The 25,368-nt window shown below is 72.0% G+C and carries 21 protein-coding genes; 14 read left to right on the top strand and 7 right to left on the bottom strand.

From position 1 onward, the window contains the following. Window positions 1–103 precede the first annotated feature (103 nt). The 4 genes from ACSRUE_RS18575 (at window position 104) to ACSRUE_RS18590 (ending at window position 4,405) form a co-directional block, all read left to right on the top strand. Window positions 104–1,549: an AgmX/PglI C-terminal domain-containing protein gene (locus tag ACSRUE_RS18575; RefSeq protein WP_437765533.1), complete on the top strand. Its 1,446-nt coding sequence runs from the start codon at window positions 104–106 to the stop codon at window positions 1,547–1,549. Window positions 1,550–1,761: 212 nt separating this feature from the next. Beyond that, the gene (locus ACSRUE_RS18580) at window positions 1,762–2,337 is read left to right on the top strand and encodes a hypothetical protein (protein ID WP_012238568.1); all 576 of its coding nucleotides are present in this window, start codon (window positions 1,762–1,764) and stop codon (window positions 2,335–2,337) included. A 38-nt stretch (window positions 2,338–2,375) separates the two neighbouring features. Next, window positions 2,376–3,812: a hypothetical protein gene (locus ACSRUE_RS18585; RefSeq protein ID WP_441292152.1), complete on the top strand. Its 1,437-nt coding sequence runs from the start codon at window positions 2,376–2,378 to the stop codon at window positions 3,810–3,812. Then, the gene (locus ACSRUE_RS18590) at window positions 3,812–4,405 is read left to right on the top strand and encodes a polysaccharide biosynthesis/export family protein (protein ID WP_441292153.1); all 594 of its coding nucleotides are present in this window, start codon (window positions 3,812–3,814) and stop codon (window positions 4,403–4,405) included. Before ACSRUE_RS18585 ends, ACSRUE_RS18590 begins: the two co-directional genes overlap by 1 nt. Before the next feature lie 49 nt (window positions 4,406–4,454). Here ACSRUE_RS18590 and ACSRUE_RS18595 read toward each other — a convergent pair whose 3' ends face one another. Both ACSRUE_RS18595 and ACSRUE_RS18600 read right to left on the bottom strand, forming a co-directional pair. After that, a complete protein-coding gene (locus tag ACSRUE_RS18595; protein ID WP_441292154.1) occupies window positions 4,455–5,357 on the bottom strand; it encodes a PPC domain-containing DNA-binding protein in 903 nt (300 codons plus the stop codon). After that, on the bottom strand, window positions 5,354–7,375 hold the full coding sequence (locus ACSRUE_RS18600; protein ID WP_441292155.1) for an OmpA family protein: 2,022 nt from the start codon (window positions 7,373–7,375) through the stop codon (window positions 5,354–5,356). Before ACSRUE_RS18600 ends, ACSRUE_RS18595 begins: the two co-directional genes overlap by 4 nt. Between ACSRUE_RS18600 and ACSRUE_RS18605 the strand changes: the two genes are divergently transcribed. From ACSRUE_RS18605 to ACSRUE_RS18615, 3 genes are all read left to right on the top strand, one after another. Then, entirely contained in the window at window positions 7,308–8,210 is a 903-nt protein-coding gene (locus ACSRUE_RS18605; RefSeq protein ID WP_441292156.1) for a Maf family protein, read from the top strand. The genes ACSRUE_RS18600 and ACSRUE_RS18605 overlap by 68 nt on opposite strands. Continuing rightward, window positions 8,207–9,748 carry a hypothetical protein gene (locus ACSRUE_RS18610; RefSeq protein ID WP_441292157.1) on the top strand — a complete coding sequence of 514 codons (1,542 nt, stop codon included), beginning with the start codon at window positions 8,207–8,209 and terminating at the stop codon, window positions 9,746–9,748. The genes ACSRUE_RS18605 and ACSRUE_RS18610 overlap by 4 nt, the downstream gene beginning before the upstream one ends. An 84-nt stretch (window positions 9,749–9,832) precedes the next feature. After that, window positions 9,833–10,096, top strand: coding sequence for a hypothetical protein (locus tag ACSRUE_RS18615; RefSeq protein ID WP_437765540.1), 264 nt, complete (start codon window positions 9,833–9,835; stop codon window positions 10,094–10,096). Here ACSRUE_RS18615 and ACSRUE_RS18620 read toward each other — a convergent pair. Both ACSRUE_RS18620 and ACSRUE_RS18625 read right to left on the bottom strand, forming a co-directional pair. Continuing rightward, the gene (locus ACSRUE_RS18620) at window positions 10,077–11,135 is read right to left on the bottom strand and encodes an RluA family pseudouridine synthase (protein WP_441292158.1); all 1,059 of its coding nucleotides are present in this window, start codon (window positions 11,133–11,135) and stop codon (window positions 10,077–10,079) included. The two genes, ACSRUE_RS18615 and ACSRUE_RS18620, sit on opposite strands and share 20 nt — an antisense overlap. Window positions 11,136–11,200: 65 nt before the next feature. Further along, the gene (locus ACSRUE_RS18625) at window positions 11,201–11,761 is read right to left on the bottom strand and encodes an SMI1/KNR4 family protein (protein ID WP_441292159.1); all 561 of its coding nucleotides are present in this window, start codon (window positions 11,759–11,761) and stop codon (window positions 11,201–11,203) included. Window positions 11,762–12,450: 689 nt separating this feature from the next. Between ACSRUE_RS18625 and ACSRUE_RS18630 the strand changes: the two genes are divergently transcribed. After that, the gene (locus tag ACSRUE_RS18630) at window positions 12,451–14,439 is read left to right on the top strand and encodes a MopE-related protein (protein ID WP_441292160.1); all 1,989 of its coding nucleotides are present in this window, start codon (window positions 12,451–12,453) and stop codon (window positions 14,437–14,439) included. A gap of 80 nt (window positions 14,440–14,519) precedes the next feature. After that, window positions 14,520–15,047: a phosphohistidine phosphatase SixA gene (gene sixA / locus ACSRUE_RS18635; RefSeq protein ID WP_441292161.1), complete on the top strand. Its 528-nt coding sequence runs from the start codon at window positions 14,520–14,522 to the stop codon at window positions 15,045–15,047. Window positions 15,048–15,079: 32 nt separating this feature from the next. Here the strand turns inward: sixA and ACSRUE_RS18640 are convergent, their stop codons facing one another. Further along, the gene (locus ACSRUE_RS18640; RefSeq protein ID WP_437765545.1) at window positions 15,080–16,114 is read right to left on the bottom strand and encodes an AAA family ATPase; all 1,035 of its coding nucleotides are present in this window, start codon (window positions 16,112–16,114) and stop codon (window positions 15,080–15,082) included. Window positions 16,115–16,245: 131 nt separating this feature from the next. Between ACSRUE_RS18640 and ACSRUE_RS18645 the strand changes: the two genes are divergently transcribed. Then, complete coding sequence (locus ACSRUE_RS18645; protein WP_441292162.1) at window positions 16,246–17,790, top strand: flavohemoglobin expression-modulating QEGLA motif protein; 1,545 nt, start codon at window positions 16,246–16,248, stop codon at window positions 17,788–17,790. A gap of 60 nt (window positions 17,791–17,850) precedes the next feature. Here ACSRUE_RS18645 and ACSRUE_RS18650 read toward each other — a convergent pair whose 3' ends face one another. Then, a complete protein-coding gene (locus ACSRUE_RS18650) occupies window positions 17,851–18,699 on the bottom strand; it encodes an RNA polymerase sigma factor (RefSeq protein ID WP_441292163.1) in 849 nt (282 codons plus the stop codon). A gap of 264 nt (window positions 18,700–18,963) precedes the next feature. Beyond that, window positions 18,964–19,755 (bottom strand): enoyl-CoA hydratase/isomerase family protein, encoded by a 792-nt coding sequence (locus ACSRUE_RS18655; protein WP_441292164.1) that lies wholly within the window; start codon window positions 19,753–19,755, stop codon window positions 18,964–18,966. 60 nt (window positions 19,756–19,815) lie between these two features. Here ACSRUE_RS18655 and ACSRUE_RS18660 point away from each other — a divergent pair, with 60 nt between their 5' ends. The 4 genes from ACSRUE_RS18660 to ACSRUE_RS18675 are packed head-to-tail and all read left to right on the top strand — an operon-like array spanning window position 19,816 to window position 25,262. Continuing rightward, on the top strand, window positions 19,816–20,106 hold the full coding sequence (locus ACSRUE_RS18660) for a phosphopantetheine-binding protein (RefSeq protein WP_272094852.1): 291 nt from the start codon (window positions 19,816–19,818) through the stop codon (window positions 20,104–20,106). A gap of 25 nt (window positions 20,107–20,131) precedes the next feature. Continuing rightward, the gene (locus tag ACSRUE_RS18665; protein ID WP_441292165.1) at window positions 20,132–22,444 is read left to right on the top strand and encodes a beta-ketoacyl synthase N-terminal-like domain-containing protein; all 2,313 of its coding nucleotides are present in this window, start codon (window positions 20,132–20,134) and stop codon (window positions 22,442–22,444) included. Beyond that, window positions 22,441–23,355: a hypothetical protein gene (locus ACSRUE_RS18670; protein ID WP_441292166.1), complete on the top strand. Its 915-nt coding sequence runs from the start codon at window positions 22,441–22,443 to the stop codon at window positions 23,353–23,355. The genes ACSRUE_RS18665 and ACSRUE_RS18670 overlap by 4 nt, the downstream gene beginning before the upstream one ends. Beyond that, window positions 23,352–25,262: a beta-ketoacyl synthase N-terminal-like domain-containing protein gene (locus tag ACSRUE_RS18675; RefSeq protein ID WP_441292167.1), complete on the top strand. Its 1,911-nt coding sequence runs from the start codon at window positions 23,352–23,354 to the stop codon at window positions 25,260–25,262. Before ACSRUE_RS18670 ends, ACSRUE_RS18675 begins: the two co-directional genes overlap by 4 nt. Window positions 25,263–25,368: the final 106 nt, after the last annotated feature.

Raw genomic sequence — 25,368 nt, forward strand, 5'->3', positions numbered from 1 at the left:
GATCCGGGCCCGGGGCCTGCGGGGCCCCGGAGCGCGGCCCCGCAGGCCGCGCGCGATCGCGATCGGCGCCCGCTTCGTCCCCCCTCTCCCGGAGTCCTTTGGAATGACCCAGCAGCACCCGCACCCCACCCCGTCGCGCCCCGGGCAGCCCGGGCAGATGACCGCGGTCATGCGGGCGGTCGCACCGGTGACCGGCCCGAAGGTGCTCAGGATCGGCCTGGTTCAGGGGGGGAAGGTGATCGAGGAGCGCGTCATCAAGCAGCGCACCCACGTCACCATCGGTCCCAGCGAAAAGAGCATGTTCGTCATCCCGAGCAAGAGCATCCCGCCGAACTTTCGGGTGTTCGAGCTCGTGGGGGGCGAGTACTTCCTCAATTTCCTGGACGGGATGACCGGCCGTGTCGCCTTCAAGGCCGGCGTCTCCGAGCTCTCCGCGCTCAAGTCGTCGGCCAAGCGCGTGGCGGTCGGCAATGTCCAGGCCTACCAGGTCCAGCTCAGCGAGGAGGCGCGCGGCAAGCTCGTCGTGGGGGAGACGACGTTCCTCTTCCAGTTCGTCGCGCCGCCGCCGGTGCAGCCCAAGCCGCAGCTGCCCGTCTCGGTGCGGTCGGGGATCGCGAACGACATCGACTGGACGACCACGATCATCGCCGCGTTCTCGTTCCTGTTCCACTTCGGCGCCGTGGGGTCGATCTACTCCGACTGGATGGACCCGGTGGTCGACGATGAGATCGACGTCGCGCAGCTGCTCGAGTCCGTGAAGCAGCTGCCCCCGCCGCCGGTGGAGCAGCCGAAGGAGGACGTCGAGGCGCCGGCCGCGACGGCGGCGCCTGCCGCCGAAGCGCCCAAGGCCGCTGGCGGTGGGAACAAGGGGGCGGCGGCCGCCAGCCCGGGGAAGGGCTCTGGCGGGATGAGCGACGCCCGCGCGTCGGCGCTCACCAACGAGCTCGCGCAGCTCGACATGCAGATGCTTGGCGCGCTCAACTCGAGCGGGAACGCGACCGCCAGCGTCCTGAGCTCGGGCGACGTGCCCACCGGCTTGCTCGAGAACGCGGCCGCCTCAGGGGCCGGCGTCGGCAAGGGCGGTGTGGCGGGATTGAACATGGGCGGCGCCGGGAGTGGCACCGTGCGACCTGGCGCGGCCGGCGGTGGCGGCCTCGCCACGATTGGCAATACCGGGACCAGCGGCCCTGCGACGGCCGGCTCGGCACAGACGGTCAAGGGGCCGGTGGGCAACGCCCAGGTGGGCGGCGCCGCGGTCTCCGGCGGGAGCGTCTCGAACGCGCCCTCCGTCGTGGCCGGGATGACCGCCGGCTTCCGTCGTTGCTATAACAAAGGTCTTCAAGAGGACCCGAGCATGAAGGGATCGGTCCGGATCACCGCGAAGATCGGCCCCAACGGCGAGGTGCTCTCGGCGACCCCCTCCGGCGGCGGCGGGCTGTCCGGTACGGTGGTCTCGTGCGTCGTCGCGCGCGTCCAGAGCGCGCAGTTTGCGCCGCCCGAGGGCGGCGGCGCGACGGTTGTGATTCCTGTCACTTTCGTGAGCCAATAGCCCCCGATGCTCTCCGGGTCTGTGAACAAGACGCAATTCTCTCTCCTCGCTTGCACGTGAATGGCGTGCTGACGTCGCGCATCGAACCGAGAGAGCGCCGTACGGGGGCTCCCGACGGACGCGCGCTGCTGGCTGCTCGGCATGTTCATTGCGTTTTGACAATTACGTCTACCCGCACCTATACTGCGCGGGTCTGACTTCCGGAGGCTTCGATGAAGCGTGAACAGATCCCTGGCTTCGCCGCAGTGGCGCTGATCTCGGTCGTGGTCGGCCACGGGATCGCCGCTGCGCAGGCGCAGACGGCGCCTCCGCCGGACGCTTCCGCCGGCCTCGCGCGGCAGGTGACGCTCTCGCCCGCAGAGCAGCTCGCGCAGAGCGAGACCTACCTCGCCCGGATGGACGGAGCCCGCACGTCGGTTCGTCGCCAGCTGGAGACGGCCCGGTCGCAGCGCGACGTCGTGAAGACGCTCTGTCTTGACGACAAGCTGAATCAGATCGATGTCGCCATCCGCTCCGCCCGCGAGCGGCGGCAGGGCCTGGAGCTCGCCGTGAATCGGCGTGACGTCGATCTCTCCAACCATGAGTTCACGATCCTGACGGTGCTGCGGCAGCGGACTGAGCAACTGACGGCCGAGGCCAACCAGTGCATCGGACAGGAAGCGGGCTTCATCGGCGATAGCGCCGTGACGGCGACGATCGATCCGAACCTCCCCAAGGACGATCCTTCCGAGTATCCCGTCAGCCAGATCATCATCGAGCCGCCTGCGTGCAGTAGCTGTTTTCGGTAGGCGACCGCCTCTCTCGGATTGCCACTGCCCAATAGGCGATGAAACTTCGTGAAACCATAGCCGCTGCTGCAGTCACACTCACTCTGTCCCCGGCGTTGGCCCTGGCGCAGGATCAGCCGTGGCTCAAGGATCGGCGCTACACCGAGGGCATCGGGATACGCACCGGCGATCTCGAGCTGCATCCCGGAGTCGCTGCGGAGTTCGGCTATGACTCCAACTTCTTCCGCCGAGACGAGAAAGACGATGCCAGCCGGTATGGCATCGATGGTATCGCGGATATCGAGGATATCGGACCTGTCGGCTCGTTGCGGCTCCGGATCACACCGTCGTTTTCGCTCTCGACGCTGAGCCAGCAGCGCTACGAGGTGACGCCCGACGCGCCGCCGCCAGACGTCGAGTTTCGCGCCGGCATCGCCGCGACCTATGAGGAGTTCTTCCCTGTATCCGGCGACGAGCTAGGGCAGGAGCGGCTGAGGGATCAGCGGAACATCGGCGGCCTGCTCGACGCCAAGCTGACGATCCTGCCCCGGCGCCCCTGGTCCGGGATCCTCGATGCGTCGCTCGGTCGGACCATCGCCTCTTCGGATCTCGGGATCTCCAACCAGAGCTTTCGGCGCGTCCATGCCGACGCGGGCGCGGAGCTCGTGTGGACACCGGGCGGGGGGCTGCTCGACTGGCGGCTCGGCTATCGCTTTCTGGGCACGTTCTTCGAGGTCGATGAGTTCGACAGCCTGACGAACTTGCACCACTCGATCAGGACGCGGGGTCGCTGGCGCTTCTTGCCGCGCACCGCGCTGATCTACGACGCGTCGCTCGGGTTCGTGAACTACCCGAACCAGCCGAACCCGCCTGCCCAGCTCTCCTCTCATCCCCTGCGCGCGCAGCTCGGCATCAACGGCCTCGTGACGTCGTCGTTTGGTCTCCTCGCGATGGCCGGCTGGGGCGCGAGCTTCTACACGTCAGACAGCCAGGCCGAGGTGCACGACTTCGACAGCGTCATCGGCCAGCTCGAGCTGAAGTGGTACCTGACGCCGAACCCGTCGGCCGATCCCGAGGCGGCGACGCTCGCGCTGTCGTCGCTGTCGGCCGGCTTCACGCGTGATTTCCACGACAGCTATGTCGCGAGCTACTACGAGCGCAATCGCGGTTACCTCAAGCTGACCTACTTCTTCGGTGGGCGCTTTCTCGTGATCGCAGATGGTGGCGTGGCAGCAAACGTGTATCCCGAAATCCCGGAAAGGAACGGCAGCGTCACCCTGCCGCACGCCCCCTGGACAGATGTCCGCATCGATGCCTCGCTGTTCGGCGAGTACCGGATCGGGGACTCGCTGGGCATCAACTCGACGCTACGTTACGGCAACAACATCAGCAGTACCGCTCTGACGACTCGCGACCAGTCAAACGTCAATCCCCCCGACAACCACCTCGGATGGCAGCAGTTCGAGGCGTACCTGGGCGTGCGCTGGTTCATGTGATGCGGCGTCCTGGTCGGTGGACCGCCGCCGTGCTCGCGCTGGCCCTGGCTGCGTGCTCATCGCGAGCGCCCCAGCCAGCGAACCTGCCTGCGCCGGTGGAGGCGACGACCATCGGGGTCGGCGACGTGTTCGAGCTCCGCATCGTCGGAGAAGACAAGCTGCCCTCGACGTTCACCGTCGCGCCGGATGGCACCGTCGACTTGCCCTACCTGAAGCGGCTCAAGGTGTCGGGCCTCGAGCCTCAGGAGGTCGCGGAGCTCGTGCGCGCGAAGCTCATGGAAGGGCAGGTCCTCACCGACCCCAGCGTGAGCGTGAGCATCAAGGAGTACAACTCGAAGCGGGTCGAGGTGCTCGGCGAGGTGCAGAAGCCCGGGTCCCTGCCGCTCCAGCCCGGCATGACGCTGCTCCGCGCCATCTCGATGGCGGGAGGGTTCAACAGCATCGCGGACAAGGATCGGATCACGATCCGCAGGAAGTCTCAGGGCAAGACGGTGTTCACCACCGTCTCGGTCGAGGACATCATCGACAACAAGATCCCCGATGTGCCGCTCCAGGCAGGGGACTCGATCCACATCGCCCAGCGGGTCTTCTGAGCGCGCAGGCGCCGTCCGCCACCTCTCGACCGAGGTGGCGCGGTCGCTCTCAGTTCTTTCGCGCGAGGCGGAACTGCTTCCTGCCTGTCGCCGCGTCGACGGTGGGAGGCTCGATGCGGAGCATCGTCAGCGAGACCTCGCGCACGCGGCCGTCGCGCTCCTGGCGGAGGCGGATCCGCTCGCCATCCGAGCTGATCACGGTGCAGTCGCCGAAGTGAAAGTGGGTCACGCTGTCGCCCACTTCCGGATAGGGCTCGTCCTCCTGGCGAGGACGGATCGGGCGTTGCGGTAGCGGCGTGGCGGCGAGCTCCGCGGAGCCCGTTGAGGCCGCGCGCGGCGGCTCGATGGCGGGCGCCGGAGGCGTCGCGCGCGGCGGCTCGATGGCGGGCGCCGGGGGCGTCGCGCGCGGCGGCTCGATCGCGGGCGCCGGGGGCGTCGCGCGCGGCAGCTCCGCGGCCTGCGCCGGAGGCGCCAGGCGGGGCGGTTCACCGGCGAGCGCGGGGATGGCGGACGACTGGGTCGCGAGCTGCATCGCGCCCGTTCGATCGTCGAACACCCGCACCAGGGGCAGATCGTCGAACGCCGTGACGCGGAGCTCGAGCCCGTAGACGCGCGCCCACACGAGCTCGCCGGCGGCGAGCTGGAGGCCGACGCCCGACTCGCGGGCGAGCGTGGCGGACAGCCGAAGCGAGGTCTCTCCCTGCTGGAGCGCGATGTTCCCCGAGAGCGCCACCACGTCGCACGGGCCGTCGAGGACGCGCGTCTTCGCGTAGGTGCGGGAAGCTTGATCGAACAGCGCCACCTCGGCCTTCTCCAGCGAGCCTACCCCCTCGATCCAGCCGGAGCGCGCCTCGGCCTCATCGAGGGCGCGCACCAGCGCTGCAGGGAGCTCCTCGCCCCGGTCGAGGCGGATGATCAAATGGCGGGCACGGCGTGCCTCGAGGACATTCATCTCTGTTTCTTTTCTCCGGTCGTCGAGGGGGCTGCGCCTGGAGCACCCGGGGCTCCTTCAGAGCGCCGAGCGCGGGTCGCCGTCACCTCGATCTGGGGCGCGCCAGGCGCGCGCTTGGCTGATGGGTCGCCAGCGGCGGCCGTGATCCGGTCCGCCGGCAAGCCCGCGGTTGCAAGGAACTCCTTGACGGCGCTAGCGCGCGCGCCCGCGAGCTCGAGGGCGCGCGTGGACTGATCGCCCTGACGATCGGCGTAGGCCTCCACGATGACGATGTCGAGGGGCATGCGCCCGCGCATGAGCTGGGCGATCATGCCGAGCTGCGCCGCGAGGGCCGGCGGCACGCGGGCGCTCGCTGCCGGGAAGCGGGCCAGGCCGTCGAGGACGACCTGATCGCCGGACCACCGCGGCAAGGACCTGCCGGCCGGCTCAGGGCAGCCGTCGGCGTCGTTCGTGCCGTCGATCGTCTCGGCGGTCATGGGGCATGCGTCGGCCGCGTCGACCACGCCGTCCTCGTCGTTGTCGGGATCGGGGCATCCGTCGTCGTCCTGGAAGCCGTCGCGATCCTCGGCGTTGTCCGGGCACTGGTCGCTGGCGTCAGGGACCTGGTCGATGTCGTTGTCGGGATCGGGGCATCCGTCGTCGTCCTTGAAGCCGTCGACGTCTTCGGCGCCCATGGGGCACATGTCGCGCGCATCCAGGATCCCGTCGCCATCGTTGTCGGGATCGGGGCATCCGTCGCTGTCCTGGAAGCCGTCGCGGTCCTCGGGGTCGTTCCGGCAGGCGTCGGCGTCGTCCGGGACGCCGTCGCTGTCGTCGTCCGCATCCGGGCATCCGTCGCCGTCCTGGAAGCCGTCGATCGTCTCGGGCTCGTCCCGGCACCTGTCGCGACCGTCGGGGATCCGATCGCCGTCGTTGTCGGGATCGGGGCATCCGTCGCCGTCCTGGAAGCCGTCGCGATCCTCCGCGACGAGCGGGCACTCGTCGTCGCGATCGAGGACGCCGTCCGCGTCTGCATCGCGCCCCGTCGGCGCATAGCGGAGCCCCAGGTTGAACCGGAAGCGCGGCGCGGTGAGCGCGCCGCCGGAGGCGAACGGGATGGCGCCGCCGCCGCCCGCGGACAGCGAGACGTCGCCCGCGAGCAGCGGGGCGCTCGTGGCCGAGAGGATCCACTCCGCCGGCACCAGCGGCGGGGCTCCGGCGGGCTGCTCGGCGAGCGTGTAGAGGGCGAACGCCTCCGCGGACGCCGTGAGCCAGCGGCCGGGGAGCACGTCGACCGAGGCGCCGAGGGCGCCGAGGAGCTGGGGGCCGACCTCGGTGTCGATCAGCGTGCTCGAGCCACGGAGCCGGGCCCCGACCTCGGTCGCGAGCAGGAGCTTGCCGAGCCGGTACGCCGCGGTGACGCTCGGCGCGAGCGTCACGGTCCCGGCGCTGGCGAACACCGACCCGTCGCCGGTGGGCACGCCCAGATCGAGGCGCGCTGCCAGCGAGAAGCCATCGAGCGGACCACGCCGGGCCGGCGGCACGATCGCGAACGCGGCGCCCAGGCGAGCGTCGCGCATCACGCTGCGCTGGAGCTCCGTGTCGGTGCCGAGGACGTCGGAGAAGCCTGCCCCGTCCTGGTACAGGGTCACGGGAGCGGCGACCGTGACCTCCAGGCGATCGGTGAGCCCGAACGACGCCAGGAAGGTCGCGTCGACCATGTTGTCCAGCGCATGGATGACCGTCCCCTCGGGGTCGGGCGAGGCGGTGCGCAGGCCCACTGGCCGCGACAAGTAGCTCGCCACGAGGCCGAACGAGGCCTTCGCGCTCGGAGCCGTCCCTGTGCTCCCCACGGCGAAGAAAGGGCCGCCGCCTGCGTGAGGCCAGAGGTTGTCGGCATCGATACACCCCGACAGCCCGCTGGCCGGCGCGCACTCGTCCGCGCGCGCCGGCGCCGGAAGGAGGGCCGCCATGAAGACCCCGGACACCGCCAGCAGCGGGAGGCTCGATCGTGCAGGCTCCCTCCGGTTGGCGCGCATCGCGCCCGACCCTCTACTACTGCCGGGGGGAGAGTCAAAAGAGCAATCGACGCGCCGCGATCCGCTGGCGCCCGCGGCTCGGTTTGCATCGGAATGCGTCGTGCTCCGCGGTCGCGCTGCCGCCGTGCTAGGACCACGCCCGGCCGGGGCCGGCGCCGCCGGCGTCCGCACGACCATGATCGACGACTCACACCCGCTCCTGCTCGGCTCCGGCTCGCCGCGCCGGCGAGAGATCCTGACCACGCTCGGCCTGCCTCTCCGCGTCGCGGCAGCCGAGGTCGACGAGGCGGGGCGCGCCGCCGAGGACGCCGCTGCCTACCTGGAGCGCGTCACCCTGGCGAAGCTCGCGGCCGCGCGGCGCCTGCGCCAGGCGGCCGGGGCGGGCGCGATCCTCGTCGCCGACACGTCGGTCCTCCTCGGCGATTCCATCCTCGGCAAGCCGCGGGACGAGGTCGACGCGCGCGCCATGCTCCGCGCCCTCTCGGGCCGCGAGCACCAGGTCTGGACGAGGTTCGCGATCGCCGGCGGCGATCGAGCCGACGTCGCGACGGCATCCGCCCCGGGCCTCGCCGAGGCGCTCCACGCCGAGACGGTCGTGACGCGGGTGCGCTTCCGCGAGCTCGACGACGTCGAGGTGGCGTCGTACGCGGCGACCGGCGAGGGGCTCGACAAGGCCGGCGCCTACGCGATTCAGGGCATCGGCGCGTTCGCCGTCGCGCGCATCGACGGCTCCTATTCGAACGTCGTCGGTCTGCCCGCGTGCGAGGTCGTCGCTGCGCTGCGGGCCACCGGCTTGCTCGCGCGCTTCCCGCTGTCGCTCGCGCGCTCGTCATGAGCGACGGCGCCTCGGTCGTCGCGCGTCGGCGCGACGCGGGCGCGATCTTCGCGCTCGCCCTCGCCGCGCGGCTCGCCACGGTCGCCTGGGCGGCCGGGCGCTTTCCGCCGACCGCCGACGGGACGTACTACCAGCGCATCGCCGAGCGGATCGCGGCGGGGCTCGGCTACACGTGGCTATGGCCGGACGGCGCCGTCACGTACGCCGCGCACTACCCGGTGGGCTATCCGGGCGCGGTCGGCGCGCTGTACGCGCTGCTCGGCGCGCACCCCGCGGTCGCGATGCTGCTGAACGCCGTGCTCGGCGCGCTCGCGGCGCTCGCCGTCCATCGCCTGGCGGCCCGCGCCGCGCCGCGCTCGCGCGCCGTGCCGGCGCTCTCCGGTGGCCTCGTCGCCCTCCACCCCGGGCTCGTGGCGTATACCCCGGCGCTCATGACCGAGGGCGTCACCGGTTCGCTCGTCGCCTGCGCGGCGTGGGCGTCCGCGAGGGCGCGCGAGCGCCGCCCCGCGCTGGCCCCGTTCGCCGTCATCGGGCTGCTCATCGGCGCCGCCACCCTCGTCCGCCCGCAGGCGCTCCTGCTCGCGCCCCTGTTCGCCGGCCTCGCCCTCTCGGGCGCTCCGCCCGCGGGCGGTCCCCGGCTCCTCCCCCCGTTCGCCGCGCGCGCGGCGCCCGTCCTGCTGGCCGTCATCGCGGCGCTCCTCGTGTGCGCGCCCTGGACCGCGCGCAACTGCCTGCGGATGAACCAGTGCGCCCTGGTGAGCGTGAACGGCGGATGGAATCTCCTCATCGGAGCGGACCCGGCGTCCACCGGCGCCTGGGCGCCGGTCCAGGTCCCCGAGGCGTGCCGCGAGGTCTTCGACGAAGCCGGCAAGGACGCCTGCTTCGGCCGCGAGGCGCGCCGGTACATCGCGGAGCACCCGGGCGAATGGCTCGGCCTCGTGCCCAGGAAGCTCGCGGCGACGTTCGACTACTGCGGCGCGGCCGGGTGGTACCTCCACGCCTCGAACCCGTCGGCGTTCAGCGAGGCCGACAAGGTCGCGCTCGGCGCCGTCGAGACCGTCTTCGAGCGCGCCGTCCTCCTCGCCGCGCTCGTGTGGGCGGCGCGCCGGCCCGCGCAGGCGCCCGGCGCAGCTCGCCGTCCCCTGCTCGCGCACCGCGCGCTCGACGTCGCTCGGCTCGCGCTGTTCGCGCTGGGGGTCGTCGCCGCGCTGCACCTCCACGCATGGGTCGGCTACCTCGCGCTCCTCGGCCTCGCGCTGCTCAAGGGCCGCGCGCTCCTCCGGGCGCCGGTGCTCGCAGGCGCCGCGCTCGCCGTCCTCGCTGCGACCGCGGCGACGCACGCCGTGTTCTTCGGTGCCGGGCGTTACGCGCTGGTCGCGTTCCCGCTCCTCTCGGGGCTCGCCGCCCTCGCCGCGGCGCGCCAGGAAGCGGATCGGCCTGCCGCCGGCGCGCCCCGCGCGACCACCCACATGCCCGCCGCGCCCCTCACGCCGCCGGGCGGGCGCCGGGGCGGGCCGTCGGACGACGAGCTACTTTGACAGCGCCGCCTGGGCTGCTGCATCCTAGGCCCCCGTCGGCTCGGGAGCGCGTGCCCCCGGCTGGCGAACCTGGAGGAGAGACGGATGCCCTTGATTGAAACGGAAGAGGCGGCGCGCCGCCTCGCGCGCGCCATCGCGAGCGATCTCTCGCTCTACAACGAGGAGAAGATCGTGCAGGGCATCCAGCAGGATGACCTCTTCACGGTCTTGTCCGAAGAGATCGAGGAAGGGCGCGCCCTCTACAAGAGCCGCGTCTCGCCGGACCTCTACCAGAAGAACTTCTACGACCGCGCCCTCATCGACATCCTCATCAAGTCCAAGGGCCACATCAAATCGAAGATCTGGTAGCGAGCGCCCGCAGCTGGTCGAGCGCCTTGCGCATGTCCGCTGGCAGCGCGCTCTCCCAGCGGACGGGCTTTTGCGTGGCGGGGTGGATGAACCCGAGCACGCGCGCGTGGAGGGCTTGCCGGCCCAGCTCCTCCGCGATCGCCCGTACCGCCGGCTTCTTCGGCGGCTTGCCGTAGAGGGGGTCTCCGAGGACGGGTGTCCTGCCGCGCTCGGCGAGGTGCACCCGGATCTGGTGGGTGCGGCCCGTCTCGAGCGAGCACGCGACGACGGTCGCCGCGTCGCCGAGCCTCTCGAGCACGCGGACGTGCGTCACGGCGCGGCGCGGCGCGGCGACGCGTGAGCCGGGCGCGCCGGCCCCGGAGCCGGGTCCGCCGGCACCGCCGCGGATCCACGACGTGAACCGGAGCCTGTCGGTCGGGTGCCGGCCGTGGAGCGTGTCGTAGGTGGCGTCTCGCGCCTCGCCGGCGACGATCGCGGCGTACTCGCGCTCGATCGCGTGCCTGGCGAACCGATCTTTCAGCGCCTCGCGGGTGGGCTCGTCCTTCGCCACGACGAGCAGGCCGCTCGTCCCTCGGTCGAGCCTGTGCACGATCCCCGGGCGGACGTGGCCCATGGGATCGCGCGGATCGGCGGGCGCCAGGGCGAACCCGGGCAGGGCGAGCAGCCCGTTGACCAGCGTGCCGGACGCGTGGCCGCGGGCCGGATGCACGACGAGCCCGGCAGGTTTGTCGATGACGAGCAGGTGCTCATCCTCGTACACCACCGGGATGACCACGTCGGGCTCGGCCGCGGTGGACGAGGGCGGCGGCTCTTCGGGTCGGACCTCGACCAGCGCGCTCGCGCGCACCGCCACCGACGCGCGCGCGGGCTCCCCGTCGACGAGGACCCGACCGGCGGCGATCCACCGCTGCACCGCCGCGCGAGAGGCCGCATGGCCGGCGCGGTCGAGCAGGTGGACGACGAGCTTGTCGAGCCGGTCACGAGGGTCGCCGTCGTCCACCCGGAACCGGAAGTGGAGCGCTTCTGCACCGGCAGCCATCGCGTTCGTCACGGACGTCGTGCGCGGCCGGGCGATGCCAGGGTGAGGGCGCCGCGGCCGCGCGATCAATACTCCGTGTCGCCCTCGTCGTCCTCTTCGGCGGCCCCGAGCTCGGGGTTGAGCGCCACGTGCGACTCGAGGTCCTCGAGCCGCTGCGCTTCGCGCAGCTTGATGAGGCCGCACTGCTCGGCGAGGTACAGGTCGAACGCGGTGTAGCGCGGGAAGACCCGGACGTTCGTGTCCTCGTTGTCGAGGCCGAGGATGACGAGCTCGCCGTCCCGCCTGGCCTCCCCGAGGTAGAGCGCGTTCCATGGCTGACCGGGGAGGTTGGGCAGCCTCACGACCTTGGCCCGGAGTCGCGATTCGGTCCAGCCGAGGTCGGTCTTCGCCTCGGCCAGCTTGCGGACCGAGGTGAGCTTCGGTCGAGGCGCCGACGGGTCCTGGCCGAAGCGATGCTTCCCCTTGAACCGCGGGCCCAGGCTATCGAGCCTGAAATCGAACTCGAGGAACGCCCGCAGCGTGGGCGGCAGCTCGACCATCAGCCTCGACTCGAGCGCATCGAGAGCCGCCTGGCTCGCCCCCTCGGCGGTATGGCTGGAAGGGCGCTTCTTCAGTTGCGCGATCACGCGATGCACAAGCTCAACGCCACGTTCGATCGGTGCCATGTGTCCACGGGCCGCGGTTACGCGGTGTTCTTCAGGACCCAAAGGGCCTCACTGGGGCCGCGTCTCTGGGCCCCGGCTGTTGCAGGCTCGCCGCGCGCTCGGTCGGCTCTCTACATCGGCCGACCGGGTGCGCATCCCTCTATGGTGCCTACCGGTCCGGTCCGCTCGGTGTCAACCTGCGATCGCACTGCGATCGATCATTCCTCTTCTCCCTGAAGTGCTCGCCTGGTTTCCAGTTTCCCGTCATCCTCGTCTCGAGGAGCGCGGTCCGCCTCTCCCGCGTGCGCTGAAGGCGCGCCGCGCTCGCCAGATCAGGACGGCGGCTGCGATGAGCACCACCGCGGCGCCGATCCCGAGGATGACCCATTGTGGCGCAGGGTAACGCCCGCGCTGAAGGCCGGGGGGCGGCCGCTCGTACTCGATCTGGAGCTGCGCGCCCACCGGCCCTCGTTACACGCGGATGCTCCGACCCGCAACTGATCCCGTGGCGCGAGCTGGCCAGCTCGGCGTGCAGGCCAGCTCGTGAGCAGCCCTCGCGGCTGCTCGGGCCGGCCGCGCAGAGCGAGGAAGCGCGCTCCAGACCAACACCTCGCCGAGCGGCCAGCGCCAGCGGATCAGAACTTGCTTTCCTGGAAACTCGGGGTTGTCAAGTGGACCAAAGCGCGGGCACCGTGCGGCCGGTGCGAGAGATGAAGCCGGGCTCTTCAGCGTGGGTCGAGGGGGCGCTTCCGCGGCCTTCCCGGATTCGACGGTACCTCATCGCGCTCGGCGCATGGGCGGCGCTCGGCGTCCTGGCGGGAGCGTGCGGCCGGACGAGCCTCCCCGACCTCTCGAACGCCGGCGCTGGAGGGGGCGGCTTCGGTGGCGCGACGAGCGGCAGCATGTCGACCTCATCGAACGGAGGCGAGGGCGCCGGAGGCTTCGACGCGTGCGGCGGCCCCACGGACTGTGACGATGGCGACGACTGCACGAGCGACGACTGCGTAGGCGGGCGCTGCGACCATCGCCCCCGCGACGACGATCGGGACGGCGTCGGCCCGACGTTCTGCGGCGGGAGCGACTGCAACGACCTCAACCCGTCCGTCTTCCCGGGCGCGCCGGAGATCTGCACGGACGCCGCGGACAACGACTGCAACGGCGTCAGCGACTGCTTCGATCCCGCGTGCGCAGCGGGGGAGATCTGCGGCTGCACCCCGAGCCCTGCCGGCGAGCGCTGTCAGAACGGCGCCGACGACGACTGCGACACGATCGTCGACTGCTTCGACGCGGACTGCTCGGGGACGCCGGCCTGCGGCTGCTCCACCTCGGAGGCCGGGAAGTGCGGCAACGGCGTCGATGACGACTGCGATCTCGCCTTCGACTGCGACGACGCCGACTGCGGCTCCGACCCGCTCTGCGCCTGCAGCTCCCAGCGCGAGCGCTGCGACAACCGCGAGGACGACGACTGCGATCTCCTGGTCGACTGCGGCGATCCGGACTGCCGCGGCATCTTCCCTTGCGCGTGCGAGCCGCCCGGCTCGCCGGAGCGGTGCGACGACGGCGTCGACAACGACTGCGACGGGCGCGTCGACTGCGCGGACCCGCAGTGCGTCTCCGCGCCGGCCTGCGCGCGCTGCGTGCCGGAGATCTGCGACGACGGCGTCGACAACAACTGCGACGAGCGCGTCGACTGCGCGGACAGCGCCTGCGCCTTCGCGCCGAACTGCGAGCCGACGCCGGAGCGGTGCAACAACCACGTCGACGACGACGGCGACGCCCTGGTCGACTGCCAGGACCCGGACTGCGCGAGCAGCCCGGTGTGCGTGCTCGAGCAGGCCAACTGCCTGTCGCCGAAGCGCATCCCCGGGACTGGCACGTACACGGGGGACACCACGGGGCACGTGAGCGAGACCCGGGGGGAGTGCGGCGGCGACGCCGGCGAGGCGGTCTTCTTCTTCGTGCTCACAGCGCCGTCGCGCGTGCACGTCGACTCGCGCGGGTCGGCCTTCGACACGGCGCTCTACGTCCGCACGGGCGTCTGCAGCTCCGGCCGGGAGATCGGCTGCGACGACGACAGCGGCGGGTCGCGGGCCTCCCTGCTCGATTTCGGCATCCTGTACCCCGGCACCTATTTCGTCTTCCTCGACGGCTTCACGATCGATCCCGCGAGCGGACCGAACGAGGGCCCCTTCGTGCTCAACGTCGAGATCGTCCCGAACCCGCGCGAGATCTGCGACGACCACCTCGACAACGACGGCGATCACTACGTCGACTGCGCTGATCCCGGCTGCGCCACCTTCGGCTCATGCCGGAGCTGCGCGAAGGGCGCCGCGCCTGGCCCCGAGTTCGGGACCGCCGCGTGCACCGACGGGATCGACAACGACTGCGACGGCGCGCTGGACTGCGCTGACGAGGACTGCAGCGCGAGCGACGTCTACGTGACGGAGTGCTGTAACGGCCTTGATGAAAACGGGAACGGGTTCCCTGACGATTTCACCTGCCGATGCGCCTCCGACGCCGATTGCGACGAGGGGCAGATCTGCTACACGCACACGTCATTCACGTGCGGTTTCCCGTGCGAGAACTTCCTCGGGAGCATCTGTCCCTTCGTGGCGCCGGGCTCGCACTGCAACGACGCGACCCATCAGTGCGAGTTCTGATGGGCGTCGAGGTGGCGCCGCCGCCCCTTTCGCGCGGACGGCGCTCCCCGGCTGGCGCTCGTCCAAGCTAAGGTCAGGTCATGGAGATCCTGATCATTCGCCACGGCCACGCCGTGGATGACGCGCCGGACCTCGGCGACGCGGGTCGCTGGTTGACGGGCAAGGGGCGCAAGCTGACCCGGCGCGTCGCCAAATGGCTCGCGAAGCAGGAGGACCGCTGTCCTGGGGTGATCTGGACGAGCCCCCTCGTGCGCGCGGTGCAGACCGCGGAGATCATCGCAGCCGCCGCCGGGCTGACCGACGAGGTGTCGGTGGTCGCCGAGCTCTCTCCCTCGCGCGACACGGCCGAGATCCTTCGCCGGCTCTCGCAGCACCAGGGGGCTCAGCCGCTGGCGCTGGTGGGGCACGAGCCTTCGTTGTCGGCGCTCGTGACGTCGCTGCTCGGCGATGGCGGCTGGGCCGGCCTGAGCCTGAAGAAGAGCGGCGTCGTCGCGGTGAGCTGGGACGGGCGCGGGCCGGGGACGCTGCGCTTCGTGTTGGATCTGAAGGCCATGAAGGCGGTCACGCCGGTGAAGGACGCGCAGCAACAGGCGCCCCGCGCGCGGTGATGGCGTCGACGGGCGCCCGCGCCGCGGCGCCGTCAGCGCACCGCTCTCTCCACGGCGCTCAGCACGTCGACGTCGCGGACGCCGTCCGCCTCGGCGCGGTACGACAGCACGATCCGGTGCCGCAGCGCCGGGATCAGCAGCGCCCTCACGTCGTCCACGTCTGCGGCCGCTTCGCCGCGGAGCGCAGCGCGCGCCTTGGCCGCGATCACCAGCGCCTGGCTCCCGCGCGGCCCCGCGCCGTAGCGCACGTAGTCCCGGACCTCCTGCGCCGCGCGCTCCGCCCCCGGCCGCGTCGCCCGGGCGAGGCGCACCGCGAGGTCCACGGCCTCGTCGGTCACCGGGATCCTCGGGACGAGGCGCCCGATCGCCAGCACCTCTCTCGCCTTGAGCACCGCCGCGATCGCCGGCGGCTTCCCCGAGGTCGTCCGTCGCGCCACCTCGCGCTCCTCGGCCTCGCTCGGGTAGGTGACGTGAATCTCCAGCAAGAAGCGGTCGAGCTGCGCCTCTGGCAGCGGGTAGGTCCCTTCCTGCTCGATCGGGTTTCGCGTCGCGAACACCTGGAACGGGTCGGGGAGGGCGTGCGTGGTGGTCCCGACGGTCACCTTGCGCTCCTGCATCGCCTCGAGCAGGGCGGCCTGCGTCTTCGGCGGCGTCCGGTTCACCTCGTCCGCGAGGACGAGGTTGTGGAAGATGGGGCCGGGCTGGAAGCGCAGGCTCCGCGACCCGTGCTGCTCGTGCAGCACGTCGGTCCCCGTGATGTCGGCGGGCAGCAGGTCAGGCGTGAACTGGACGCGCCCGAAGCTGAGGTCGAGCGCCCTCGCGAGCGACGACACGAGCAGTGTCTTGGCGAGCCCCGGGACGCCGACGAGCAGCGCATGCCCGCGCGCGGCGAGCGTGATCAGCATGGCCTCGACGACGTCGTCCTGCCCTACCACCGCCGCCGCGATCGCCGAGCGGAGCCGCCTGGCCCCCTCCGCCGTGCGCTCGAGGAGCGCGGCATCCGAGAGGGCGGTCGATTCCTCCTCGGCGGTCGTCTCGGCGTCATTCCTGTGCTCGGGATCGCTCATACGGGCAGGGCTCGTACCCCGAGGCCGCGATGCCGACAAGGACCCGGCGGAGCCGGCTCTCCCCGCGGCGCCTGTCCTGGCCCGTGGAGGTTTGCTCGGACAGGTGAGCCGGTGTTAGCAATCGATCGCAAATGGCGCAGAGCTCTGAGGCCCGGGAGAGGAGGGGGGCGCACGCGGCGGACGTGGAGGCGCAGCGCGAGCTCGAGGTGAGCGAGCCAGCGGACGAGCCGGGCAGCGGCAGCGCTGGCGCGGCGGAGGACGGCGCGGAAGCGGCCGCGAGCGGCGGTCGGGGCGGCCCTGGGCAAGGCGGCGCGGAGAGCGGTGAAGCGCCGTCGGCGCCGCTCGAGTCCCTGAGCTTGCACGACGGGCCGATCCCGCACGCGCCGCTCCCGCCGGTCGCGGCGCCGTGGCGCTCCTACAAGGAGATCCTCGCGAGGCTGGCCCAGCGCGTGCTCGACGCGCAGCGGCCGATCCGCATCCTCCAAGCGCTCCGCTGGGAGGCGGACGTCGAAGAGCAATTTGTCCGCTCGAAGCAGCGCGAGCTGCCGAAGGTCGCCTACTCGGACGATCTGGGGTTCGACCCGGAGGCCAAGCAGCGCGAGCTCGAGGAGATCCTGCGCGACGCCGAGCGGGAGCTCGGCAAGCGCGATCGGCTCGGGCAGATCCTCCGCGCGACGGCGGACGAGTACCGGAAGGTCGTGAGCATGCTCATCGGGCGGGGAACGAAGGCGTTCTACGCGCTGTCCCGCGAGCTCTACGGATCTCCGAAGGACAAGCTGCCAGACGGAAAGACGAGCGTGCGGGACATGGGGTTCGTGCTCTACGACCTCCTGACGGCGATCGGCGGTGAGCGGCTCGGCCCGTCGCAGCAGCGGGAGATCACGGCGGAGATGGCGGCGCTCGATCTGAACGCCCGCTTCGACCGCTTCTTCGGCGGCGCGTCGATCCGCGTGCAGGTGGACGACTCGCTCCTCGCGGACGCCGCCGCCGGCAGCGACTACGTGAAGATCCGGAGCGGCGCGATGTTCTCCAAGAGCGATGTCGACATCCTCGAGGCGCACGAGGGGTGGGTGCACGTGGCGACCAGCCTGAACGGGCAAGCTCAGCCGGTGGCGCGCTGGCTCGCGAAGGGGCCTCCGCGCACCACGGCGGTGCAGGAAGGGCTCGCCGTTCTGGTGGAGATCCTCACCTTCAGGAGCACTCCGCGTCGCGCGAAGAAGCTGAACGACCGCATCCTCGCGGTGGACAAGGCGGAGGACGGGGCGTCGTTCCTCGACGTGTTCGAGTGGTACCGCACCGAAGGTTACGAGGAAGACGAGTGCTTCCAGAACGCCAGGCGCGTCTTCCGCGGCGGCGTGCTCGCGGGAGGGGCGCCGTTCACGAAGGACGCCTGCTACTGCAAGGGGATCGTCCTCAACTACGCCTTCATGCGCGCGGCCATTCAGCACGATCGGGCGATGCTGATTCCCTTCTTGTTCGTGGGGAAGGTCGCGCACGAGGACGTCCCTGTCCTCCATGCGCACATGACCGACGGGATCATCCGCCCGCCTCCGTATCTCCCGCCGATCTTCGACGACATGAACGGGCTGGCGATCTGGATATGCTATTCTTCCTTCTTCTCCCGCCTGGGGGGGACGGCGCTCGCCGAGCACTACGGCAGGATGCTGGAGCGCTGAGGGCGGCCGACGCCGGGGCCTCGGTTGCGCCGGCCTCCTTTCGGTGCGCGCGGCGGTCGCCTACGGAGCTGGCGCGGCGCAAGCCGCGGCGCTCGGGCCCGCCGCGTGCGCCTCGGCGATCGCGCGCGTGACCGCGAGCCAGATCCTGCGCCGGGTAGCGTCCGGCACCTCGGGGATGAGCCTGGCGGTGCTCATGAGCGACTCTTCGTCCGCCCCGCGGGAGCGCTCGGCGACCTGGAGGCTCAACGGATCGTGGAGTGCGCGTCGCTCCTCGGCGTTCATGCGCTTCACCGCCACGCGGAAGTCTTCGCGGGCCAGCCGGAGGCGGTTGCGCACCGTGTTCTCCTTCACGTCCAGGTCGCGCGCGATGTCGGCGGTCGTCACGTCGAGCAGATCGTGCATGATCAAGACCACGCGTCGCTCGGAGTCGATCGCGCCGAGCAGCCTGCCGACGAGCTGGCCGCTTTGCTCGCGCGCGAGCAGCTGTTCCGAGGTCAAGCCGGGGTCGGCGAGCTCGAACGGCCAGCTCGCCCCGGCGCCGACCGCGATCTCTCGGCGGCGGTGGGCGCGCCCGCGATAATGGCCGACCTGTCGCCACGCGATGCCGAACAGCCAGCGCCTGAGGGGCTCGCCGAGCGGGCTCGCCGTCGGTGGCGCCCCGCGTTCCAGGCTCGGGGCGCGGTCGCAGGGGGGATGTCTGGCGCGCGCCTCGTCCGAGCAGCGCCTCGGATCGAAGCGATCCAGCGCGTGATACGCAGCGATCAGGACGTCTTGCAGGACGTCGTCGACGTCGCGCTCTGCCACCCCGAGCCAGCGGAGCGCTTGTCGGAGGAATGACAGCCCGACAGTGTACACGGTCTCGAAGCTGGGCCGCTCCAGGAGGGGCCCATGCTCAACAAGCTGTTGCATGCCTGAACTTACGTGCAGCAGCCCCCTCTGATTTGAAAATCGTCCACCCCTCCGACGTCACCATTAAAAAGTAACTTCTATCACATTTTAGGCGGCGTCAGCCTGGTCCGGCTGCCCACGGAGAAGAACGGCGAGGCAGCGCGCTGGTCGACGTGCGGCGTGCGCTCGGTTTGCGCTCGGTTTGCGCTCGGTTTGCGCTCGGTTTGCGCTCGGTTTGCGCTCGGTTTGCGCTCGGTTTGCGCTCGGTTTGCGCTCGGTTTGCGCTCATTTGCCTTGGAACACCGGCTTCCGCTTCTCCATGTACGCGGCGAGCCCCTCGCGCGCGTCCTCCGACGTGAACAGCTCGGCCTGGAGCTCTCGCTCGAGGGCGAGCCCCTGTTCGAGCCCTACCTCGAAGCCCGTCTGAACGGCGCGCTTGATCCGCCCGACCGCCAGCGCCGCGCGGTCCGGCAGCGTGAACGTGTGGCTGTACGCGAGGATCCGGTCGATGAACTCGTCATGGGAGGCCGTCTCCCAGACGTCATTGATCAGGCCAACCGCGAGCGCTGTCTCGAAATCGAACGTCTGCCCCTCGCACATCAGCTGGATCGCGCGTGATTTGCCGATGAGCCTGGCCAGGCGCTGGGTGCCTCCGGTGCCAGGCAGGACGCCCAGCGTGACCTCGGGGAGGCCGACCTTGCCGGCGCCTTTTCGGGCGATGCGGAGGTCACAGGCCATCGCGATCTCGAGACCACCGCCCACCGTGTGGCCGTTCAGCGCGGCGATGCAGAGCTTCGGCGTGTGCTCGAGGCGGCTCAACGTCTCGTTCGCGTGGAGACAGAAGTAGTATTTGAACGTCGGGTCCGACTCGCGGAGCATGTTGATGTTCGCTCCTGCGCAGAAGAACTTTTCGCCGTGCCCGGTGATGACGATGACATGGACATCGTTGTCGAAGCGGGCCTCGAGGATGGCCGCGTCGAGGTCCTTCATCATCTCGTGGGTGTAGCCGTTGACGGGCGGATCATTGAGCGTGAGCAGCGCGACGCCTGCAGAGGTGGCGTAGTCGACGAGGGCCATGGGCGCTCTTTACCAAACCGTCAGAAAAAGCGCTGCCCCCTGGTGGAAAGGCGCGGGGTTGTGCTACCCCGCAGGGACGTGCTCATGAACGCGCAGGACGTGCGGCAGAAGTTAAAAGAACTCATGGTCGAGGAGCTGAACCTCGAGGGGAAGACGCCGGCCGACATCGACGACGCCGCGCCGCTGTTCGGCGCGGGGCTGGGCCTCGATTCGCTGGACGCGCTCCAGCTCGCCATGAGCGTGGAGGAGCGCTTCGGCGTCCGCATCCCGGAGGGCGACGAAGCGAGGCCGATCTTCGCATCGGTGGACGCGCTCGTGGCCCACATCGTCAAGTCGACCGCGGCGGCGTGAGCGCGCCGCAGAGGGCCGTTCGGGCGTGCGAATCTGGGTGACGGGCATCGGGGTCGTCTCGCCCCTGGCGCGCGGGGCGAACGAGACGATGGACCGGCTCATCGCAGGAGAACGGGCCTTCGCGCCGCTCTCCTTGTTCGAGATCCCCGGGACGCGCGGGCGCATCGCCGCGGAGGTCCGCGACCTCTCCCCCGAGGAGGTCGCTCCGCCCGGCGAGGCGGAAGGGTGGTCTCGGACCGATGCGATGGCCGTGCTCTCGGCCCGCGAGGCGCTCGCGCACGCGGGCATCGACCCGAGGGGTGTTCCGGTCGACCTGGTGGTCGGCGGGACGACCGCCGGGATGTTCGAGACGGAGGACTTGCTCGCCTGGCTATCGCACGACCCCAGCGCGATCGCCCCCCTGAAGCGGATGCTCTCGCACCCCCTCTCATCGACGGCCGACCACGTCCGCGCCGCCGTCGGTCCGTTCCGTCGGGTGAGGAGCGTCTGCAGCGCCTGCTCGAGCGGCGCGAACGCCATCTTGCTGGGCGCGGCCTGGCTCCGCGCCGGCCTCTCCACCCGCGTGCTCGCCGGGGGCGCCGACGGCCTGTGCCGGCTGACGTACACCGGCTTCGGCGCGCTCGCGGCCGTCGATCCGGCGCCGTGCCGCCCGTTCGATCGGCGGCGCGCCGGCCTGAACCTCGGCGAAGCGGCGGCGTTCCTGCTCCTCGAGTCCGAGGACGCCGCGCGCGCGCGCGGGGCGGAGCCGATCGTCGAGCTCCGCGGATGGGCGACCGGCGCCGAGGCGCATCACATCACCAACCCCGAGCGCGAGGGGCGCACCGCCGCGCGCGTCATGCGCGATGCTCTCCGGTGCGCGGCGCTCACGCCCTCGGATCTCGATTACGTCAACGCGCACGGCACCGCGACGCCGCTGAACGACGTCATGGAGAGCGCCGCCCTGCGCGCCTGCCTCGGCCTTGAGGTGAACCGCATCGCCGTCTCCTCATCGAAGGGGCAGATCGGGCACACGCTCGGCGCAGCGGGCGCGGTCGAGGCCGCGATCACCGCCCTCGCCATCGCGCGCGGCGTGATGCCCCCGACCGGCGGCCTCGAAGAGGTCGACCCGGACTGCCAGCTCGTGCACCTGAAGGAGGCGCGCGAGGCGCCGATCCGGTCGGCGATGTCGAACTCCTTCGGCTTCGGCGGCACGGACAGCGTGCTCGTGCTCGCGCAGCCAGGCCGCTTTCCGCCGCCGCTCGACGCCGGCAGCGCGCCCCGGCGGCGCTCGGTCGTCGTGACGGCGGCCGCGACGATCGGCCCGCTCGGCGTCCTCGCGTCCCGCGGCGGCGCCGCGTATCTCGAGCCTGGCCCTCCGCCGGCGGAAGGGGCCATCCCCTTCAACACGGCCGCGCACCTCGATCTCGCGCGGGCGAGGCGGCTCGACCGCGCTGGCCGGCTGACGACGGCCGCGATCCTCACGGCCCTCTCGGAGGCCGGGCTCGGCGGCGCGGTTCAGGCCGAGGCCGGCGCGGGCGATCCAGCGGCCGACGTCGCGCCGAGCCGCACCCTTCCAGGCGCCATCGTCGGCGCGTCCTTTGGCAGCGTCGACGCCTCGACCGCGTACATGCGGCGCATCTACGACAAGGGCGCGAAGTACGCGAGCCCCGCCGATTTTCCGAACCTGGTCCCCTCGTCGCCGGTCGGGCATGCCTCCATCTACCTGGGCCTCCGTGGCCCGGTGTTCGCGATGGCCGATCTCGGAGCGACCGCGGAAGCGGCCATGGTCACGGCCATCGAGCTCATCACGGCCGGGGAGGGGGAGGCGCTCGCCGCGGGCAGCGTCGAGGAGACGAGCCCGATGATCGAGCGGTGCCTCGGTCCGATCTGCTCGCAAGTCGTCAGCAGCGGTGTCCGCAGCGAGGGCGCTGCCGTGCTGCTCTTCGAGAGCGCCGCGCGCGCGCGTGAGCGAGGGGCGCGCCCGGTGGCGATGGTGTCCTGGTGGAACTCCTGGCGGGGTGACGGCGTGGGGATGCTGGCGGGAGCGCCAGCGCCGGCGCGCCTCGGCGCTCCGGGAGAGGTCGCCCTGCGAGCGCAGGCCACCGTCCCGTCGCCGGCCGCCGTCTTCGTCGGACGGGAGGAGGAGCGTCTCGTCGCCTGCCTGCAGGGCTCACCGTGGGCCGAGGTGCCGCGCTCCACGCTCGCGTCGCGCTCCGGCGATCACGAGGGCGCCGGCGGGTTCGCCGCTGCTGCGGCGGTCGCGGCGCTCGCCAGCCGCGACCTCGCGAGCGTGCTCGTCGTGGGCGGCGCACCCGACCGGGGATACGCCATCCTGCTGGTCGCTCCCGGCGACGCGTGACGACATCGCTGCCCGCTCCCCGCCGTCGTGCGCGGCGCCTCGTCAGCGCCGGGCGCCTCCTGCTCTTGCTCGCGAGCCTCCCGGCCTGCGCCGCGGGCGCCCCGCGGCGCGGCGGCGCGCTCGACGCCGAGCTGGCGCGCCTCCTGCCTGGCCCATCGGCGGGCACGTCCACGGCGCGGCTCGACCCCTCCACGTGGCGAGAGGGGCGCGAGCGCCTCGCAGGTCTCCGCCGCGAGGTCGAGGGGGCTGGCCCGCGCACGCTCCGCGTCCGCCTGGCATTGCGGGAGCCGCGCACAGGCCACGTGCTCGAGGCGCGCGGCGCGATCGCGGTCTCCCCGCCGGCGATCGAAGGGCGCGCACGCGCGGCGGGGAGCGACATTCTCGAGCCCGAGGGCGCGCTGCGGATGATCCTCCTCGGCCCCGGCGGCACCACCGCGCTCGACCTGTGGGCCCGCGGCGATCGCTTCCGTTTCGCCGTTCCCGCGCTCGATCTGCTGAGGCGCGGCGACGCCTCGACGCCACGGACCGCGCTCCGCGGTCTGCCGGTAGATTTTCTGCGCTGGTGGATGCTCCACCCGGCAGCGGGGACGCTGCTCTGGTACTCGCGCGTCGAGAGCACGGATTCCTTCGTCCTGCGCGACGGCGACGCCGTGATCGATCTGCGGGTCGACGACCGGGGCGTGATCGGCGCGCGCCGCACCACGTGGTCGACGGCGGAGGGCGCACGCCGGCGCCGGCTCGACGAGGAGGTCGTGATCGCCGAGGGTATGGGCTGCGGCAACGTCCGTTACGCGCAGGCCTCGACCGGGCTGCTCATCACGGTGATCTGCGAGGCCGAGGAGCGGGATCGCGCGCCGGATCCGCGCGCGTTCGTCGATCCCGACTCGCTCCGGCCGGGAGGCGGCCCATGAGCGACGCCTGCGTCATCGCCTCGGGCGCTGTCTCGGCGCTCGGCCTCGGCCCCCTCGCCTACCGCGTCCCTCGGGCCGGCGAGCCTGCGCCTGTCGCGATCGCGCGCGACGCGGAGCTGGCTCGCGCCGGCCTGCTGCGGCCCTTCGCCGCGCGCGCGCCCGCGGAGCTCGGCGTCGCTCCAGGCGCCGATCGCGCCGCGGACCTGCTGAAGGCGGCGCTCTCCCAGACCCTCGCGGCGCTGGAGGGCGTGCGTCCGGGCTTTCGTGGCGAGCGCATCGGCATCGCCCTCGGCACCTCCAGCGGCGGCATGCTCACCGCGGAGCGGTTCTTCGCCGCCCGCGCCGAGGGCGCCGACGCCGGATCGCTCGCCGCGCTGGCCTCGCGCGCGACCTATTTCGCGCCGTTCAACGACGCGCTCGCGGCGTTCGGGCTCGAGCGGACCCCGCTGCGCACGCACCTGCTCGCGGCGTGCGCGGCGAGCACCCTGGCGATCGGCCTCGGTCTCCGCTGGCTCGATCGCGACGCCTGCGATCTCGTGCTCGCCGGCGGCTACGACGCCCTCAGCATCTTCGTCGCCGCCGGCTTCGAGGCGCTCCGCGCGACCACGGCGTCCAGGTCGCGCCCGTTTCGGGTCGGCCGTGACGGCATGGCGCTCGGCGAGGGCGCCGCCGTCGTCGCCCTCGTCCGCGAGGACCGCCTCCGCGGCGCCCCGGTGATCGTCCGCGTCGCCGGCTTCGGCGCGTCCACGGACGCGGTGCACATCACCGCCCCGGATCGGACCGGCTCGGGGCTCGCGCGCGCCGGCGCCGCGGCGCTCGCTGACGCCGGGTGGCCTGCCTCGCGCGTCGGTCTGATCAGCGCCCACGCCACGGCGACGCCTTACAACGACGCGATGGAGTCGCGCGCGATCGCCGCGCTGCTCGCGCCGCGCGGCGCCGCGGAGGGCTCGGGCGCGCCGCCGGGCGCGGATGCGCCTCCGCCGGTGGTCCACCCGTTCAAGGCTCAGATCGGGCACACGCTCGGGGCCGCGGGCGTGCTCGAGGCGCTCGCCGCAGCAGCCGCCCTCCAGGCGTCCATCGCGCCGCCGGCGGCCTCCGAAGGCGAGCTCGACCCCGACGCGCCGGCTCACCTGCTCGAGCGCGCCGAGCCCCGCCCGCTCTCTTCGGCGCTCAAGCTCTCGGCGGCGTTCGGCGGCGCCAACGCCGCCCTCTTGCTCACGTCCTCCGCCAGCGGGCGCCGCCCGCGTCGCCCGCGCGCCGTGGTCCTCCGCGCGCACGCGCACGTGACGGGCTCCGATCTCGGGCGCCTCGCCGAGGCGACCGGCATCGCGCGCGATCGCCTCGCGCGCCTCGACGCGCTCTGCCGGCTCGGCCTGACCGCGGTGGCAGCCCTCGCCGCCATCGTCGGCGCCGATCGCTTGCGGGGCGCCGGCATCGTCGCGGGCCACGCGCTCGCCACGATCGACACCAACGACGTGTACGACGCCCGCCGCCGCGCCCGCGGAGCCCGCTTCGTCGAGCCGCGCCTCTTCCCTGCGACGTCGCCGAACGCGATCGCGGGCGAGTGCGCCATCGCGTACCAGCTCACCGGGCCGAGCTTCGCGGTAGGCGCCGGGCTCGGCGGCGCGCAGGAGGCGCTCCGCGCCGCGGTCGAGCTCGTCGCGTCCTCCGACGCCGACCGCATGGTCGTCCTCGCGGCCGACGACGCGGGGCCGGTCGCGCGCGAGCTGCTCGGCCTCACCGGCGCCCAGCACCGCGCGCTCGCCGGCGGCGCCGTCGCGCTCCTCCTGCAGGCGGATCCCGGCGACGAGGAGCGCCTGCGCAGGGTCGATCCGGACCTTCCTGTCGACCACGAGGGGCCGGTCGGCCATCTCGCGCTCCTCCGCTGGCTCGAGGAGCACGCGTAGCGGCGCGCCCGTCCCCGTCATCCTTCGGTGGTCGCGATCGCTTCGCTTGCCGATCCGCGCCTCGATCTGGCAAGGTTCCCAGCTGGAATCAGCTGCTTCCCCCGAG

This window comes from Sorangium sp. KYC3313 (assembly GCF_052075895.1).
Taxonomy (GTDB): domain Bacteria; phylum Myxococcota_A; class Polyangia; order Polyangiales; family Polyangiaceae; genus Sorangium; species Sorangium cellulosum_B.

What these genes read in the sequence shown, in the direction of transcription:
- ACSRUE_RS18675 (WP_441292167.1), top strand. Translation starts at nt 23,352, where the DNA reads ATGAGCGACGCCTGCGTCATCGCCTCGGGCGCTGTCTCGGCGCTCGGC.
- ACSRUE_RS18610 (WP_441292157.1), top strand. Translation starts at nt 8,207, where the DNA reads ATGAGCGACGGCGCCTCGGTCGTCGCGCGTCGGCGCGACGCGGGCGCG.
- ACSRUE_RS18615 (WP_437765540.1), top strand. Translation starts at nt 9,833, where the DNA reads ATGCCCTTGATTGAAACGGAAGAGGCGGCGCGCCGCCTCGCGCGCGCC.
- ACSRUE_RS18600 (WP_441292155.1), bottom strand. Translation starts at nt 7,375, where the DNA reads ATGCGCGCCAACCGGAGGGAGCCTGCACGATCGAGCCTCCCGCTGCTG.
- ACSRUE_RS18595 (WP_441292154.1), bottom strand. Translation starts at nt 5,357, where the DNA reads ATGAATGTCCTCGAGGCACGCCGTGCCCGCCATTTGATCATCCGCCTC.
- ACSRUE_RS18650 (WP_441292163.1), bottom strand. Translation starts at nt 18,699, where the DNA reads ATGCAACAGCTTGTTGAGCATGGGCCCCTCCTGGAGCGGCCCAGCTTC.
- ACSRUE_RS18640 (WP_437765545.1), bottom strand. Translation starts at nt 16,114, where the DNA reads ATGAGCGATCCCGAGCACAGGAATGACGCCGAGACGACCGCCGAGGAG.
- sixA (WP_441292161.1), top strand. Translation starts at nt 14,520, where the DNA reads ATGGAGATCCTGATCATTCGCCACGGCCACGCCGTGGATGACGCGCCG.
- ACSRUE_RS18645 (WP_441292162.1), top strand. Translation starts at nt 16,246, where the DNA reads ATGGCGCAGAGCTCTGAGGCCCGGGAGAGGAGGGGGGCGCACGCGGCG.
- ACSRUE_RS18585 (WP_441292152.1), top strand. Translation starts at nt 2,376, where the DNA reads ATGAAACTTCGTGAAACCATAGCCGCTGCTGCAGTCACACTCACTCTG.
- ACSRUE_RS18655 (WP_441292164.1), bottom strand. Translation starts at nt 19,755, where the DNA reads ATGGCCCTCGTCGACTACGCCACCTCTGCAGGCGTCGCGCTGCTCACG.
- ACSRUE_RS18580 (WP_012238568.1), top strand. Translation starts at nt 1,762, where the DNA reads ATGAAGCGTGAACAGATCCCTGGCTTCGCCGCAGTGGCGCTGATCTCG.
- ACSRUE_RS18620 (WP_441292158.1), bottom strand. Translation starts at nt 11,135, where the DNA reads ATGGCTGCCGGTGCAGAAGCGCTCCACTTCCGGTTCCGGGTGGACGAC.
- ACSRUE_RS18605 (WP_441292156.1), top strand. Translation starts at nt 7,308, where the DNA reads ATGAAGACCCCGGACACCGCCAGCAGCGGGAGGCTCGATCGTGCAGGC.
- ACSRUE_RS18575 (WP_437765533.1), top strand. Translation starts at nt 104, where the DNA reads ATGACCCAGCAGCACCCGCACCCCACCCCGTCGCGCCCCGGGCAGCCC.
- ACSRUE_RS18590 (WP_441292153.1), top strand. Translation starts at nt 3,812, where the DNA reads ATGCGGCGTCCTGGTCGGTGGACCGCCGCCGTGCTCGCGCTGGCCCTG.